The organism is Dermatobacter hominis (genome assembly GCF_020715685.1).
Taxonomy (GTDB): Bacteria; Actinomycetota; Acidimicrobiia; order Acidimicrobiales; family Microtrichaceae; genus Dermatobacter; species Dermatobacter hominis.
On sequence record NZ_CP085840.1, the window covers coordinates 3,590,377 to 3,603,780 of the forward strand.

The window sequence follows — 13,404 nt, forward strand, 5'->3', positions numbered from 1 at the left end:
ACGGTAGGAGGTCTGCGCACGGTCCCCACCGGGAGTTGGCGGCCGACCGGGCCGACGCCGTCAGAGCCCCGGGTACACCACGCCGATCTGCGCGCGGATGTCGTCGAGGATCCGCATCAGCGCGATCGACTCGTCGAGCGGCATCACGGGGCTCTCGAGCGCTCCGGCGGCGAGACAGCGGTGGACCTCCTCGATCTCGAAGCGCAGTCCGTCGCCGTCGTAGGCGGTGTCGAGGGTGTGGGTGCCGGCGGCGCCGTGCACCGCCAGCGAGTCGGGGTGGTGCATGAACGCCGGGATGTCCACCCATCCCTGCGTGCCGGCGATCCTCGCCGTGCACGCCATCGGCACCTGCGTCGAGGCCTTCACGACCCCCAGGCGGTCGTGGCGGTGGTGCAGGAGCGCTGCGACCGTCTCGTCGGCGCCGCTCGGGCCGACCACCCCGTCGGCGACCACCCGGTCCGGCAGGCCGAGCACGAAGGTGCAGAGCTGCACCGGGTAGATCCCCAGGTCGAGCAGCGCCCCGCCGCCCTGGGCGAGGTCGAACAGCCGGTGCGCCGGGTCGAACGGCTTCTGGAAGCCGAAGTCGGCCTCGACCAGCAGGGGGTCGCCGATGGCGCCCTCGTCCAGCAGCTCCCGGAGCCGGCGGTAGCCCGGGAGGAAGCGGGACCAGAGCGCCTCCATGAGGAACAGTCCGGCGGCCCGAGCGGCCTCGACCATCCGGGAGGCCTGCGCGGCGTCGAGGGCGAACGCCTTCTCGCAGAGGACGGGCTTGCCCGCCGCCAGCGCGGCCAGGGAGTCGGCCTCGTGGCGCGAGTGGGGAGTCGCCACGTACACCACGTCGACCCGATCGTCGGCGAGGAGGTCGTCGACGCCCTCGTACGCAGATGCAACGCCGAACCGGTCGGCGTAGTCGCGGGCCCGGTCGATCGATCGGGACGAGACCGCGACGATCTCGCCGTCGTCGACCGCAGTCATCGCGTTCCCGAACCTCGTGGCGATGCCGCCCGGTCCGATCACGCCCCAGCGCACCATGACCGCAGTGTCGCGCGACGGGCGTCCGGCCGGCCGCCCCGACGACGGCGGCGCGCCAGGACCGGCCCCGGACGCACCGGCCCGCCGTGGTCGTCACGGCGGGCCGGCTCGTCAGTGCTGTCGTCGGTGCGTCAGTTGATCTTCACGGTGCCGAGGATCGCCGGAGTCCCGACCGGCGGGGTGGCGTTCAGGTTCACCGGGTTGGTCGGGTAGCCGTCGAACGTGGCCGTCGTGCCCACGATCAGGGTGGCGCTCGTGATGTTGAGCACCTCGGTCAGCTTGAAGTTGCCGATCGTGCCCGACGCACCGGTGGCCTTGAGGGTCACCTCGAGCGTCGGCATCGTGATCTGACGCCCGCCCGGCAGCGACGCGCCGTTCGGGAGTGCCACCACGATGTACGGCTGGCTGTTGTTGATGTAGTTGCCCGACGCGGCCTTCGCCGTGCAGGCGCCCGAGTTGAACGTCGTGCACAGCGTCGCCGTGGCCGCGTTCGCCGCGGTCGCCGACGTCGACGTGGCGTCACCACCGATGAGTCGGAAGCTCTGCACCGTGAAGCCGGCCGGGATCGGGTACGTGTTGCTGAACCGCTGCGAGTTGTTCACGGTCGCGTCGCCGAGCGACGACGGCTGGAGGCGGGGGACCGCCCCCGGCGCCGGGGCCACCCGCACCTTGAAGACCTGGTTCGGGTTGACCGTGCTGGGCCCGGTCACCGCCGTGTCGATCTTCTGGTACGTGTGGTTCGTCACCGACAGCACCGTGACGTCGGCCCCGATGTCGGAGGTGACGCCCGGGTTGTAGTGGATCACGCCGGTCGAGCAGTTCGGGCTCGACGCCGAGTACGTGGTCGTGCCGCTGCGGCAGATCCCGTAGGTGAGGTCGAAGGTGCCGGTGGGCGCCGCCGACTGCACGTAGGTGATCACGCCGTTGTTGGCGTCGGCCGTCACCCGGGACGTCATGCCCCGCTGGGCGGCGGGCACGTCGCTCAGGATGGTGACCGAGCCGGCGGCGAGGTTCGCCTTGCCGCCGGCCACCGTGTACACGTCGAACCGGCTCATGGCGGCGTTGCTCACCCAGCCGCCCGTGGCCATGGTGCCCGTGGCGCCGTTCGAGCTGCACGTGCTGAAGCTGGTGCCGTTGGGGGTCTTGCAGAACAGCGCCTGCGCCCCGTTCGCCACCGTCTCGATGGTCAGGTTCTGGTAGGTCCCGAAGCCGGCGGTCGAGGCCACGTTGATGGTGGTGGCGCTGACCGAGGCGCCGTTCGAGGCGGCCGTGATGGTCGTCCCGAGGGCGGTGGGGTCGTACTCGGCGTAGCCGTCGGACGGGTGCACGGCGATGTTGCCGCTCACGTAGGTGATGTCGTAGTCCGGATCCGCAGCACCCGAGCACGTGGTCGCGTACTGGCCGATCGGGCTCGACGCCGTGGCCGTGGTCGAGCACGTCGCCGGCGTCGACGGTGCCGTATCACCGGGGATCAGACCCGAGTAGATCGGGGTGATCGCCGGCGGCGTGGCACCGAGCTCGAGGTCGGCGGACGTCGCCGTCACCGTCAGCGGCAGCGGTGCCGTCGGGTGGACCCGGAACGCACCGCCCACGTAGGTGAACGTGTAGTTCGGGTCGTCCGCGCCGGCGCACGCCGTGGTGTAGTTGCCCGGCCCGCTGGCCGAGGTGGCCGTGGTCGAGCACGTCGGCGGGGTGGCGGCGGCGGTGTCGCCGTTCACCAGGCCGGAGTACGACGGGGTGATCTCGGGGACGGCGTCGCCCTCGGTCATGCCGCCCGACGAGGCGGTGATCGTGGCCGCGGCGGGCGTGACCGTCACGGTGCCGTCCACGTAGGTGAACGTGTAGTTCGGGTCGTCGGCGCCGGCGCACGAGGACGGGTAGGTCCCGACGGGCGCCGACGTCGCCGTCGACGAGCAGGTCGGGGCGTCCGCCGGCGCGGTGTCGCCGTTGACCAGGCCGGAGTACGACGGGGTGACCGTCGCCGAGCCGCCGTAGACGACCGACGACGACGAGGCGGTCACGACCGCGGCCGCCGGGTCGACCTCGACCTCACCGTCGCTGTAGCTGAACGTGTAGTTCGGGTCGTCGGCGCCCGAGCAGGTCGACGCGTACGAGTCGACCGGGCTGGACGAGGTCGCCGTCGTCGAGCAGGTCGGGGCGACCGCGGGTGCGGTGTCGCCGTTGACCAGGCCGGTGTACGAGGCCGTGATCGCCGGCACCGTGCCGCCGTAGGTCATGGCGGCCGACGAGGCGGTCACCTCGGCCTCGGCCCTCGCAACCTCGACCGTGCCGTCGACCTCGCTGAACGTGTAGTTCGGGTCCGCGGCGCCCGTGCAGGTCGACGGGTAGGTGCCCACCGGGCTGGACGAGGTCGCGGTCGTGGAGCACGTCGGCTCGGTCGCTGCGGCGGTGTCGCCGTTCACGAGGCCGGAGTACGCGGCCTCGATCTCGGGGACCGTGCCGCCGTAGGCGAACGACTCGGACGAGGCGGTCACCGTGGCGTCCTTGGGCGTGACCGTGACGGTGCCGGCGACGTAGTCGAACGTGTAGTTCGGGTCGTCGGCGCCCGAGCAGGTGGTGGCGTAGGTGCCGACCGGGCTGGACGAGGTGGCCTCGGTGGTGCAGTTCGCCTCGGTGTCCGGGCTGGTCTGGCCGCCGAAGAACCCGCTGTAGGTGGGCGTCAGCGCGGGCACGTCGTCGCCGTAGGTCAGCGTGACCGACGGGGCGGTGACCGTCACCGGCACGTCGGCCGTCGTGATCGTGTAGACGCCGTCCACGTACGTGAACGTGTAGTTGGGGTCAGCGGCGCCCGAGCAGGTCGACGGGTAGGTGCCGGCCTCGCTTACGTCGGTCGCCGTGGTCGAGCAGGTCGGCGGTGTCGCAGGAGCGCTGTCGCCGTTGACCAGACCCGAGTACGACGGGGTGACCGCCGGGACCGGGCTGTTGAAGTGGACCGTGGCCGAGGCCGCCGTCACGACGGCGGCCGCCGGGTCGACGGTCACGGTGCCGTCCACGTACACGAAGGTGTGGCTCGGGTCCGCCGCGCCGGAGCACGACGACGGGTAGGTCCCGACCGGGCTCGACGACGAGGCCGTCGTGGAACAGGTGGGCGGCGTCGCGGGCTCCGTCTCGCCCCCGGTCAGACCCGAGTAGGTCGCGGTGATCGCCGGGGCGGCCGAGCCGTAGGTGCTCGACGGCGAGCTGGCGGTCACGGTGACGACCGTGGTGCCCACGCCGACCACGCCGTCCACGTAGGTGAACGAGTAGTTGGGGTCGTCGGCACCGGCGCACGAGGACGGGTAGGTGCCCGCGGGGCTCGACGACGTGGCCGTCGTGGAGCACTCGGGCAGCACCGCCGGTGCGACGTCGCCGTTCTTCAGTCCGTCGTAGGACGCCGTGATCGTCGGCACCGCCCCGCCGAAATCCATCGACGCGGAGGACGCCGTCACGGTGACGGGCGCGGGCGTGATGGTGACGGTCCCGTCGACGTAGGTGATCGTCGAGCCGGGCTGGTCCGCACCGGTGCACACCGTGGCGTACGTGCCGGGAGGGCTCGTCGGCGTGGCGTCGGTGGTGCAGCTCGCCGGGACCGTCGTCTGGGTCTGCCCGGTGGGGAGCCCCGTGTAGGACGGCGTGGTCGCCGGCACCTCGTCGCCGTAGGCGATCGTGACCGACGACGCGGTGACCGTCACCGGTCCTCCGGCGGGTGGCTGCTCCACCGGCGGGACGCAGGCCGCCGCCCAGGCGACGGTGCACACCGACATGGCGATCACGAGCAGGCGCCGGGTCGTGACCGCGCGGGGGTGCCGTCGACGGCTCTCCCCGGCAGGTCCGGCACGGCGCGCGCGCGACGACGAGTGGACTGACGTGGTCATCGTTCTCCCCCTCCACAGCCGCTCACCGACCGGCGGGTCGCCGGATCCCCCTGTGAGCACCCTGGTGAACGGAACGTAACACATGTGAGGGAACTGAGGTTCTCCTCGCATCTGGTCTCGATCCAGGAGCGCGCCGCCGGCGACGGCGGAGCGGTCGGAGGAGCGCGAGGCTGCAGCGACCGATGGTGGCCCGCGGCCGAGCCGCTGCCGCCGAACACCGCCCGGAACCGCCGGGTCACGCCCAGGAGGTGCACATGTCAGCGTTCGACGACGCCGAGTACGAGCCCAGCCCGTGGGAGCCGATCGCGCTCGAGGTCGAGCGCTACGAGCGGACTGACGGCGCCGAGCCGAGCGACCTCGTCGGCGACCAGTGGATCGTCCTGTGGACCCTCGGCGCCCGCTCCGGCAAGGTCCGCAAGACCCCGCTGGTGCGCGTGGCCGACGGTGGGGGTCGGTACGCGGTGATCGGCTCGCAAGGCGGTGCACCGACGAACCCGCAGTGGGTCCACAACATGCGGGCCAACCCCGTCGCGCGCCTGCAGGACGGCGCCGATCTCGGGGATTACACCGTCCGGGAGGTCGAGGGCGACGAGAAGGCCGAGTGGTGGGACCGGGCGCGCGCCGTGTGGCCGGACTACGACGCCTACCAGGCCGCGACGGACCGGGCCATCCCGCTGTTCGTGCTCGAGCCGGCGACCTGACCGGGGCCGGCGCCCGGGTCCACCGCCGTCACGCTCGACGGTCCGAGGTCAGCCGACCCAGAGCAGCCACACGACGAGGCAGAACGCCGGGGCGAGGAAGTCGAGGAAGAGGATCGGGCCGGCGTTGTTGATGGCGAAGTTGCGCTCGCGCACGATCTCCCGGATGTGGCCGATGCCGGCGACCCAGAGGAACGTCATGGCCGCGATGATCACGGCCAGCCAGTAGTCGGTGCCGAACGAGCCCGCCATGACCCCTGCGATGCCGATCCCGAGGTTGGCCCCGCCGACCTCCCACTGGAACGGGCTCGGCTGCCAGCCGATCGACCGGGCGATCGGCGGTCCCCAGAACATGTGCCCGAGCCCGGCGCCCAGCGCCTGCGCACCGATCAGGTAGGTCACGGCGTTCAGGACGAGGATCCGCTGCCAGTTCCCCTCGCCGCCGGACGCGAGCCAGATGATCTCGGCGACGGCGAAGCAGATGATCCCCGCGAACGGCGCGAGCGCCAGCAGCGCGCGCACGGGTGCCGGTGGTGCTCCGGCGGCCGGTTCGGCCACCGCGGCTCGGTCGACGGTTGACGACATGTGGTGCCCCTTCGGTTGACGGTTCGAGGGTATCGACGGCCCTGTCGGACTCCTCGCGGCACGCGGCGGTGGATCCGCGCCCACCCATCTGGCGTCGGGAGCGCGGGCAGGCGTCCCCTGCTCCACGCGAGGCGCGTCGCTACCCTCGGGCCGGCCACGGAACGAGGCGGTGGCCAGCGAGCGGAGGTCAGGGCGTGGGCGACGACAGCCGGACCAGGAGGAGTGAGCAGCGGTCGGCGCGCCGACCGCTCAGATGCACATCGCGTGGACGAGCTCGGGGTGGACCGCGCCGGACGAGAGGAGCCGGCCGAAGCGGTGCTCCTGGTCCCGGGCCCGCGCCCAGCGGGGATCGGCGGCGTGCCGCTCCTCGAGCTCCCGGTCGATCGCCTCCTGCCGGACGCGCCAGTCCATCGGGGGCGGTGGCAGCTGGTCGCTCACGATGCGCTCGACCACGACGAACCCGGCGTCGGCGAGCGCACCCCGGAGGTCGTCCGCCGTCTGGAAGGTGTTGCCGTCCGGCGCGTCCTCCGGGTCGACGGGTCCGTCCGCCACGTAGGCGAGCAGCCCGAGCCGGCCGTGCGGGCGCAGGACCCGCCGTGCTTCCACCAGGCATCGCCCCGGCTCCTCCACCGTGTCGAGCACGCCGAGCATCCACGCCGCGTCGACGCTCGCGGAGCTCACCGGCAGCGCGTCGCCGGGCGCGACGACCACGGGGTGGTCGAACAGCCGGGCCGCCCCCTGTGCCGCCCGTGGCATGGGCTCGGCGGCCAGGGGCCTGACCCCGTGGCGCTCCACCGCCCACTGGAGCGGTCCGCCGAGACCCGACCCCACGTCGAGCAGCGTGGTGTCGGCATCGAGGTGCAGGGCCTCGCCGAGCCAGGCGAGCGCGGCGGGGCTCCCGCTGCCCCGGCAGGCCGCCGCGAGCATCGTCTGGGCATCGCGCCCGGCGGCCAGCTCGGCGGTCCAGGCGGCGACGAGATCGAACTCGTCCGAGTGGGTCGCGTCCACCCCGGCGGTCATCGGAGCCGCTCGGTGACCGCTCGCATGACCGCCGCTCGCTCCGCGGCCCCGTGCGTCGAGGCCGGTCCCGAAAGGTTCACACCCTCGACCCCCTCGACCGCCAGGAAGGCCCGCGCCTCGGCGACCGCGGCCTCGACCCCGGCCTCGACCGGGTCGGTCGCAGCGAGGACGTGCGCGACCTCGCGGTCGGCCAGCCGGACGCCCGGCAGGCGCCGCAGCCGTTCGGCTCCTTCGGCATCGGTGAAGACCGGGACGCAGGCCACGAACCGCATGTCCGGCACCTGCCGTCGCACGAGGCGGACGAACTCCTCGAGCTCGGGCGCGGTCACGCCGGCGTTGACGATGCACCAGGTCGCGCCGGCCCGGAACTTGTCCGCGGCCCGGCCGGGTCGGCCGGCGATCGGCGGGGCCTGCGGCGTCTCCGCGACCGACACGAGGAGCCCGAACGCCGCCGCCATCCTGGTGAGCCGCAGGCTGTCGAGGTCGAACACCGGCGCGGAGCCCGGCCGCACGTGCGGGGCCCGCGCGTCGCCGGTCACGCAGTGGACCCCGGCGACGCCGAGCTGCTGGAGCGCGACGAGGTCGGCCTCCAGCGCCACGCGGTTGCGGTCACGGCACGTGAGTGTCACCCAGGGGGAGAGGCCTCGGTCGAGCGCGATCTGGGCCATCAGGACGTTGGGCAGGTCCACCTCCTCGTGGTGCTCGCCGAGGAGGACGGTGTCGGTCCACCCCGCGTAGAGGTCGGCGGTGGCGCCGGCGGCCGCCAACGTGGGGGCGATGGGGCGGACGTCGGTGAGCAGCCAGGGGGCCGACCCGTCCCGGGGTGCCGGCGTCGGCACGGCGCGCGCCTCGGGCCACGCCGGCGCCGGTCGGCCGACGAACGGGCACGTGCGGTCGTCCACCTCGCAGCGATCGCCGGACCGCACGCCGCCGCAGGGGCCGAAGACCATCCGCTTCGGGCAGTCCGATCGCGGCGACAGCTCGGCCATGGTGGTGCGCCCGTACCCGGCGCAGTGCCCCCTCAGTCGACGGGCGGCGTCGATGGGCGTGACGCAGCTCTTGTCGATCGTGTGCGGGGCCGGCCCGTGGAGGGCGCTGCTCGCACACGTTCGGGCTCCAGTACCCGCCGCACGGCCCGGACCGCAACGGGGATCGGTCCCCGTTGCCCATCCGATCGGCACCGTGGTCGTGTCCACGGGTGCGATCCGACTCGCTCGCCCGGCTCGTCGAGCTGTCCAAGGACCAGGCCGGGACCTTCTCGGCCGACCAGGCCGTGTCGCTCGGCATCTCGCGCAAGCAGGTCCGCACCGCCCACCACGCCGGTGTCCTCCAGCGCATCCACCCGTCCGTGTACTGGCTGGGCGGCGGTCGCGTGCCCAGGCCCAGCCTCGTGCACGCCGCGGTGCTGGCCGTGGGTGGGGGAGTGCCCAGCCACGAGTCGTCGCTGTTCCTGCACGGCGTCGACCGCGTCCCGTTCGTGGTCGCGATCTCGACCGGACCAGGCGCCCGCACCGACCTGCCCGGCGTACGGATCCACCGGGTCCGGGACCTCGTCCCGCCACACCTGTGCATTGTCGACGGCCTGGTCACCACCACCATCGAGCGTGCGCTCGTCGACGTGACGTCGGTGTTCGCTCCGGTGCGGACGGAGTGGCTCCTCGACCAGCTGACGATCACCACTCGACGGACATCGATCGGTCGGATCGGCCGGGTCCTCCGGCAGGTCAACCGCAGGGGCCGGCGCGGCATCGGCACGCTGGCGACGCTGCTCGACGAGCGCCGACCGTCGGACCCGACGCCCCGGAGCCGGTTGGAGCGCTCGGCGGACGAGCTGCTCGCCCTCACCGGTCTGCCGCCGGCCGAGCGCGAGTACCCGTTGCCGTCGCTGCTCGTCGCCGACGGCGGGCCCGTCGAGGGGTTCGTGGACCGGGCGTGGCCCGACGTCCAGCTCATCGTCGAGGTCGACGGCCGGCCGTGGCACGCCCGCGAGCGGGACATGGCCCGGGACCGGCGTCGCGACCGACGGGCCGCCGCAGCCGGGTGGCAGACCCTCCGGATCCTGGACGAGGAGGTGAGCGACGTCCCCGACGAGGTCGTCGCCGACATCGTGGCCGCCCACGCCGAGCGCCGCGTGCTGCTCCGGCGCGGCGGCTGACGCCCTTCTGGCCGATCGTGTGCGGGAGCCGCCCGTGACGGGCCGATCTCGCACACGTTCGACGGGCGGCGTCGATCGTGTGCGGGGCCGCACGGCTCGGCGCGTCCTGGGTAGGGACGCCCCGACCCCCGACGAGGATGACCGATGCCCGAGCCTCACCCCGATCCCGACCCCGACGAGGACACGGAGGGCGAGGCGGCGACCGGCCCGACCAGCCGGCGCGATCCGGCCGAGGTGGCCGCCGATCCGAGCAACCCGACCCGGCCGACCGGGGAGCGCCAGGCCGCCGAGAACCGAGAGGACGACCCGCCCGCATGACCGGGGGACCGGGCGTCCTGTTCGACGTCGACGGCACGCTCGTGGACTCCAACTACCTGCACACGCTGGCCTGGTCGAGGGCGCTCCGCGAGGGCGGCCACCAGGTCGCGATGAACGTCATCCACCGTCTGGTCGGGATGGGCGGCGACCAGCTCACCGAGCGGCTCCTGGGCGAGGCGGACGATGCGGCGGTGGACCGGTGGCGCAGCAACTACGAGCAGCTCAGGGCCGAGGTCACCGCCTTCCCCGGGGCGAGCGAGCTGGTGGGCGCGCTGCACGACGCCGGTGTGCGGGTCGTGCTGGCGAGCTCGTCGCCCGCCGACCACGTCGAGGCGATGATCGACCTGCTCGGGGTCGCCGACGTGATCGACGCCGCCACCAGCTCCGACGACGCCGACTCCTCGAAGCCGGCACCCGACATCTTCGAGGCGGCGCTGGCGGCGGGCGACGTCGACCGTGGGCGTGCGCTCGTGGTGGGGGACTCGATCTGGGACGTGCAGGCCGCCCGGGCGGCGGGTCTGGCGACGGCGGGCGTCGAGTCGGGCGGGTTCAGCCGCCACGAGCTCACCGAGGAAGGTGCGCTCGCCGTGTACCGCCACGTCGGCGACCTGCGCCAGCAGTGGCGGACCGGCCCGCTCGGCCAGCTGCTGCCGTAGCCCGCCGACGTCGGCGCTCAGGTCGGGAACGACTCGCCGACCATCTCCTCCGACAGGTCCCACAGCGCCCGGGCCGTGTCGGGGTCGAGCGCGTACCTCATGACACCGGCGTCGCCCGGCCGGTCGACCACGGGCGCGACCGCGCAGTCCTGGCAGTAGCGACCACCCACCTCGTCGGGATCGGCCACGAAGCCGGCCCAGACCGTCGTCGCCGCGCCCTGCGGGACGGACTTGAACGTCACGTCCGCACCCCCGCGCCCCTCGACCAGGGCGTTCATCGACGCCTCGGTGAGGTGGCGACCGAGGTCGGTGATGATCCCGCCGGGGTGCAGCGCCGTGGCTCGGACGCCGCTTGCCTGCAGGCGACGGTCGAGCTCGACCGCGAACAGCACGTTGGCGGTCTTGGCCCTCCCGTACGCGACCCACTCGTCGTAGGTGGTGCGCTCGAACCCGGGGTCGTCCAGGCTGACGTCGCTCCAGTCGTGGCCGGCCGACGACAGGACGACGACCCGGGACGGGGCGCCCGCGAGCAGCTGGGGGAGCAGCCGGCCGACCAGCACGAAGTGGCCCAGGTGGTTGGTCCCGAACTGCAGCTCGAAGCCGTCGGCGGTCGCCCCGCGAGGACAGGCCATGATCCCGGCGTTGGCGATCAGCACGTCGATCGGTCCGCCGCCATCGGCGACGAACGCGTCGGTGAACGAGCGGACCGACGCGAGCGACGCGAGATCGGCCTCGTACAGCTCGACGCCCGTGGCGCCGACCTCGTCCAGGCTGCGGCGGCCCTTCTCGACGTCCCGGACCACGCCGATGACCCGGGCGCCGCGCTCGTCGAGCACCCGGGCGGTCTCGACCCCCAGACCGGACGACGTCCCGGTGATGAGGACCGTCGTGCCGGTCAGGTCGACGCCGTCGAGCACCTCCTCGGCGGTCGACTCCGCACCGAAGGCGGTCATGCCGGCCGGTCGAGGTCCATCGACGTCGTGAGGGGCTCCCACTCGTCGACGCTCGCGGACCAGGCGGCCGCCTTCTCCCGGTAGGCGTGCAGGACGTCGTTGCCGAGCAGCAGCCGCAGCGGCGGATCGTCGAGCTCGGTGAGCTGCAGCACCGCGCCGGCGAGCTTGGCCGGATCGCCCGGCAGGTGCTCGGCGAAGGCCTGCATCAGCTCCTTGCGCTCGGTCACGTGGCCGTAGGCCTCGTCGCTGTCGGCGACGTGCATCGACCGGGTGAGGTAGTCGGTCTGGAACGCACCCGGCTCGATCGCGCTGACCTTGATGCCGAGCGGCCCCACCTCCTTCGACAGGCCCTCGGTGAGCGCCTCCACGGCGTGCTTGGTCGCGGAGTAGTAGGTGTTGGGCGGGTTGGTGACGATCCCGGTCATCGAGCTGACGTTCACGATGCGGCCGCTGCCCTGCGCCCGCATGGTCGGCAGCACCGCCTTGATCACGTCGACCACGCCGAAGAAGTTGGTGTCGAACAGGGCGCGGACCTCGGCGTCGTCGCCCTCCTCGACGGCCGACAGGTAGCCGTACCCGGCGTTGTTGACGAGGACGTCGAGCCCGCCGAACGTGTCGACCGCCAGCGCGACCGCTCGTTCGATCTGGCCGCGGTCGGTGACGTCGAGCGCGACGGCGACGGCCCGGTCGGGGTGCGCGTCGACGAGGTCCTGCACCGCCTCCGGCCGCCGGGCGGTCACCACGACGGAGTGGCCCGCGTCGAGCGCGGCGACGGCGATGGCGCGGCCGATGCCGGTGGAGCAGCCGGTGATCAGCCAGCGGCTCATCGCAGCACCTCCGGCAGGCGCCGTGCGTAGGCGGCGGCGCGCTCGGCCAGCTGCGCAGCGCGCTCGTCGGCGCCGACCTCGCGGGTGCCGGCCGGGAGCGCGGACTCGAGGTCCGCCAGCGCGACGACCCGACCCGACGCCGACAGCCCCTCGTTCGGGCGCTTGTCGGGGAACTCAGCCATCCGCAACGTCAGGATCCCCTCGGAGAGCCCGCCGGGATCGATCCAGTTGTGCACGCCCGGGTCGGTGCCCGACAGGACGTAGGTCCAGGTGCCGTCGGCGTTCGGCTCGGACTGCGCCTTGTTCAGGCTGCCGGTCCGGTCGGCGATCGACATCGTGGTGCCCCAGACGTTGGAGACGGGCACGGTGAAGTAGGCGGCGCCGCCGTCGTCCACGTCGATCACGAACGCCTCGTCGTCCTCGAGCCGGAAGTGCCCGCCGACGTAGACCTGGTTGCGGAGCGCGCCCCCCTGGTCGGCCGAGTAGGCGAGGTGGAACCGGTTGGGCTTTCCCATCGTCATGCCCTTCGCCAGGCCCTGGCTGAACTCGGCGAACTTCCGCATGTACCGGGCGGTGCGCTCCGCCTGCTCGTCCTCGTCGAGCGGTCCCCTCGACGGCGGCGGGCCCAGCCGTTCGATCTCGAGCCAGTTCGGATCGTCCGACGACCAGTCGAGCATGACGTCCCGGATGTAGAACTCGTGCGCCTTCGGCGTCGACTGCACGTGGTTCGGTCGCCCGTCCGCCGGATCGCCGTCGACGGTCACCACGAACGATCCGTCGGACGCGGTCACGAGGTCGTGGCCGTCGAGCAGCGCCTCGGTGCCCATCGAGTCGTCCCACAGCGTGAAGTAGTTCTCGGTCATCCGGTGCTCGCCGACCCGGCCCCGGATCTCGTAGCGCTCGTCGCCGGAGATCGGGATGACCCGGTAGATCGAGTCGGGGTTGTCGATGCCCCAGCGGGTGCCGGGGATGCGGCGGCCCTCGACGGGGTGCTCGAGGCGCGTGATGCAGGTGACCTTGGGGTGGAGGGGGTCCTGGTTCGACGACCAGATGGCCGCGGAGAACATGACCTCCTCGAACGCCCAGTCGAAGCAGTCGCGCATCACCGGCGACGGTCGTTGGACCTCGAGCCACTCGTCCCGCAGGACCTCCCGTGCCTCGGCGACGACGGGGTGCTCCCAGATGGCCAGAGCCGCGAGCTCGTGCTCGTGCTGCTCGGGGGTGGCGACCGGGTGGCCGTCGTGCGCGTGGGGCTGCGGTGGCATCCGGGCAGCTTCGCGCGGCC

12 protein-coding genes are annotated in these 13,404 nt (G+C 73.0%); 4 read left to right on the forward strand and 8 right to left on the reverse strand.

Annotated features, from left to right (window positions below; all coding sequences use genetic code 11):
• Positions 1-60: 60 nt before the first annotated feature.
• Together LH044_RS16795 and LH044_RS16800 are read right to left on the reverse strand one after the other, a co-directional pair.
• Positions 61-1,032 (reverse strand): Gfo/Idh/MocA family protein, encoded by a 972-nt coding sequence (locus tag LH044_RS16795; protein WP_227756741.1) that lies wholly within the window; start codon positions 1,030-1,032, stop codon positions 61-63.
• A 131-nt stretch (positions 1,033-1,163) separates the two neighbouring features.
• Positions 1,164-4,907: an MBG domain-containing protein gene (locus tag LH044_RS16800; protein ID WP_227756742.1), complete on the reverse strand. Its 3,744-nt coding sequence runs from the start codon at positions 4,905-4,907 to the stop codon at positions 1,164-1,166.
• A 254-nt stretch (positions 4,908-5,161) separates the two neighbouring features.
• Here LH044_RS16800 and LH044_RS16805 point away from each other — a divergent pair, with 254 nt between their 5' ends.
• On the forward strand, positions 5,162-5,608 hold the full coding sequence (locus tag LH044_RS16805; protein WP_227756743.1) for a nitroreductase family deazaflavin-dependent oxidoreductase: 447 nt from the start codon (positions 5,162-5,164) through the stop codon (positions 5,606-5,608).
• 48 nt (positions 5,609-5,656) lie between these two features.
• Here LH044_RS16805 and LH044_RS16810 read toward each other — a convergent pair whose 3' ends face one another.
• The 3 genes from LH044_RS16810 to LH044_RS16820 all read right to left on the reverse strand — a co-directional run bounded on the left by LH044_RS16810 (position 5,657) and on the right by LH044_RS16820 (position 8,406).
• Positions 5,657-6,190, reverse strand: a complete 534-nt coding sequence (locus LH044_RS16810; RefSeq protein ID WP_227756744.1) for a DUF6790 family protein — start codon at positions 6,188-6,190, stop codon at positions 5,657-5,659.
• A 249-nt stretch (positions 6,191-6,439) separates the two neighbouring features.
• Positions 6,440-7,210, reverse strand: coding sequence for a class I SAM-dependent methyltransferase (locus LH044_RS16815; RefSeq protein ID WP_227756745.1), 771 nt, complete (start codon positions 7,208-7,210; stop codon positions 6,440-6,442).
• Positions 7,207-8,406 carry a methylenetetrahydrofolate reductase C-terminal domain-containing protein gene (locus LH044_RS16820; RefSeq protein WP_309568848.1) on the reverse strand — a complete coding sequence of 400 codons (1,200 nt, stop codon included), beginning with the start codon at positions 8,404-8,406 and terminating at the stop codon, positions 7,207-7,209. The genes LH044_RS16815 and LH044_RS16820 overlap by 4 nt, the downstream gene beginning before the upstream one ends.
• Before the next feature lie 2 nt (positions 8,407-8,408).
• Here LH044_RS16820 and LH044_RS16825 point away from each other — a divergent pair, with 2 nt between their 5' ends.
• The 3 genes from LH044_RS16825 (at position 8,409) to LH044_RS16835 (ending at position 10,339) form a co-directional block, all read left to right on the forward strand.
• The gene (locus tag LH044_RS16825) at positions 8,409-9,365 is read left to right on the forward strand and encodes a type IV toxin-antitoxin system AbiEi family antitoxin domain-containing protein (protein ID WP_227756746.1); all 957 of its coding nucleotides are present in this window, start codon (positions 8,409-8,411) and stop codon (positions 9,363-9,365) included.
• A gap of 144 nt (positions 9,366-9,509) precedes the next feature.
• A complete protein-coding gene (locus tag LH044_RS16830) occupies positions 9,510-9,683 on the forward strand; it encodes a hypothetical protein (RefSeq protein ID WP_227756747.1) in 174 nt (57 codons plus the stop codon).
• Positions 9,680-10,339 (forward strand): HAD family hydrolase, encoded by a 660-nt coding sequence (locus LH044_RS16835; RefSeq protein ID WP_227756748.1) that lies wholly within the window; start codon positions 9,680-9,682, stop codon positions 10,337-10,339. The genes LH044_RS16830 and LH044_RS16835 overlap by 4 nt, the downstream gene beginning before the upstream one ends.
• A gap of 17 nt (positions 10,340-10,356) precedes the next feature.
• Here LH044_RS16835 and LH044_RS16840 read toward each other — a convergent pair whose 3' ends face one another.
• The 3 genes from LH044_RS16840 to LH044_RS16850 are packed head-to-tail and all read right to left on the reverse strand — an operon-like array spanning position 10,357 to position 13,384.
• A complete protein-coding gene (locus tag LH044_RS16840; protein ID WP_227756749.1) occupies positions 10,357-11,292 on the reverse strand; it encodes an SDR family NAD(P)-dependent oxidoreductase in 936 nt (311 codons plus the stop codon).
• Positions 11,289-12,119: an oxidoreductase gene (locus LH044_RS16845; RefSeq protein WP_227756750.1), complete on the reverse strand. Its 831-nt coding sequence runs from the start codon at positions 12,117-12,119 to the stop codon at positions 11,289-11,291. Before LH044_RS16845 ends, LH044_RS16840 begins: the two co-directional genes overlap by 4 nt.
• The gene (locus tag LH044_RS16850) at positions 12,116-13,384 is read right to left on the reverse strand and encodes a hypothetical protein (protein WP_227756751.1); all 1,269 of its coding nucleotides are present in this window, start codon (positions 13,382-13,384) and stop codon (positions 12,116-12,118) included. The genes LH044_RS16845 and LH044_RS16850 overlap by 4 nt, the downstream gene beginning before the upstream one ends.
• Positions 13,385-13,404 lie beyond the last annotated feature (20 nt).

Coding starts and splice junctions, on each gene's coding strand:
- LH044_RS16795 (WP_227756741.1), bottom strand. CDS start 1,032: ATGGTGCGCTGGGGCGTGATCGGACCGGGCGGCATCGCCACGAGGTTC.
- LH044_RS16800 (WP_227756742.1), bottom strand. CDS start 4,907: ATGACCACGTCAGTCCACTCGTCGTCGCGCGCGCGCCGTGCCGGACCT.
- LH044_RS16805 (WP_227756743.1), top strand. CDS start 5,162: ATGTCAGCGTTCGACGACGCCGAGTACGAGCCCAGCCCGTGGGAGCCG.
- LH044_RS16810 (WP_227756744.1), bottom strand. CDS start 6,190: ATGTCGTCAACCGTCGACCGAGCCGCGGTGGCCGAACCGGCCGCCGGA.
- LH044_RS16815 (WP_227756745.1), bottom strand. CDS start 7,210: ATGACCGCCGGGGTGGACGCGACCCACTCGGACGAGTTCGATCTCGTC.
- LH044_RS16830 (WP_227756747.1), top strand. CDS start 9,510: ATGCCCGAGCCTCACCCCGATCCCGACCCCGACGAGGACACGGAGGGC.
- LH044_RS16835 (WP_227756748.1), top strand. CDS start 9,680: ATGACCGGGGGACCGGGCGTCCTGTTCGACGTCGACGGCACGCTCGTG.
- LH044_RS16840 (WP_227756749.1), bottom strand. CDS start 11,292: ATGACCGCCTTCGGTGCGGAGTCGACCGCCGAGGAGGTGCTCGACGGC.
- LH044_RS16845 (WP_227756750.1), bottom strand. CDS start 12,119: ATGAGCCGCTGGCTGATCACCGGCTGCTCCACCGGCATCGGCCGCGCC.
- LH044_RS16850 (WP_227756751.1), bottom strand. CDS start 13,384: ATGCCACCGCAGCCCCACGCGCACGACGGCCACCCGGTCGCCACCCCC.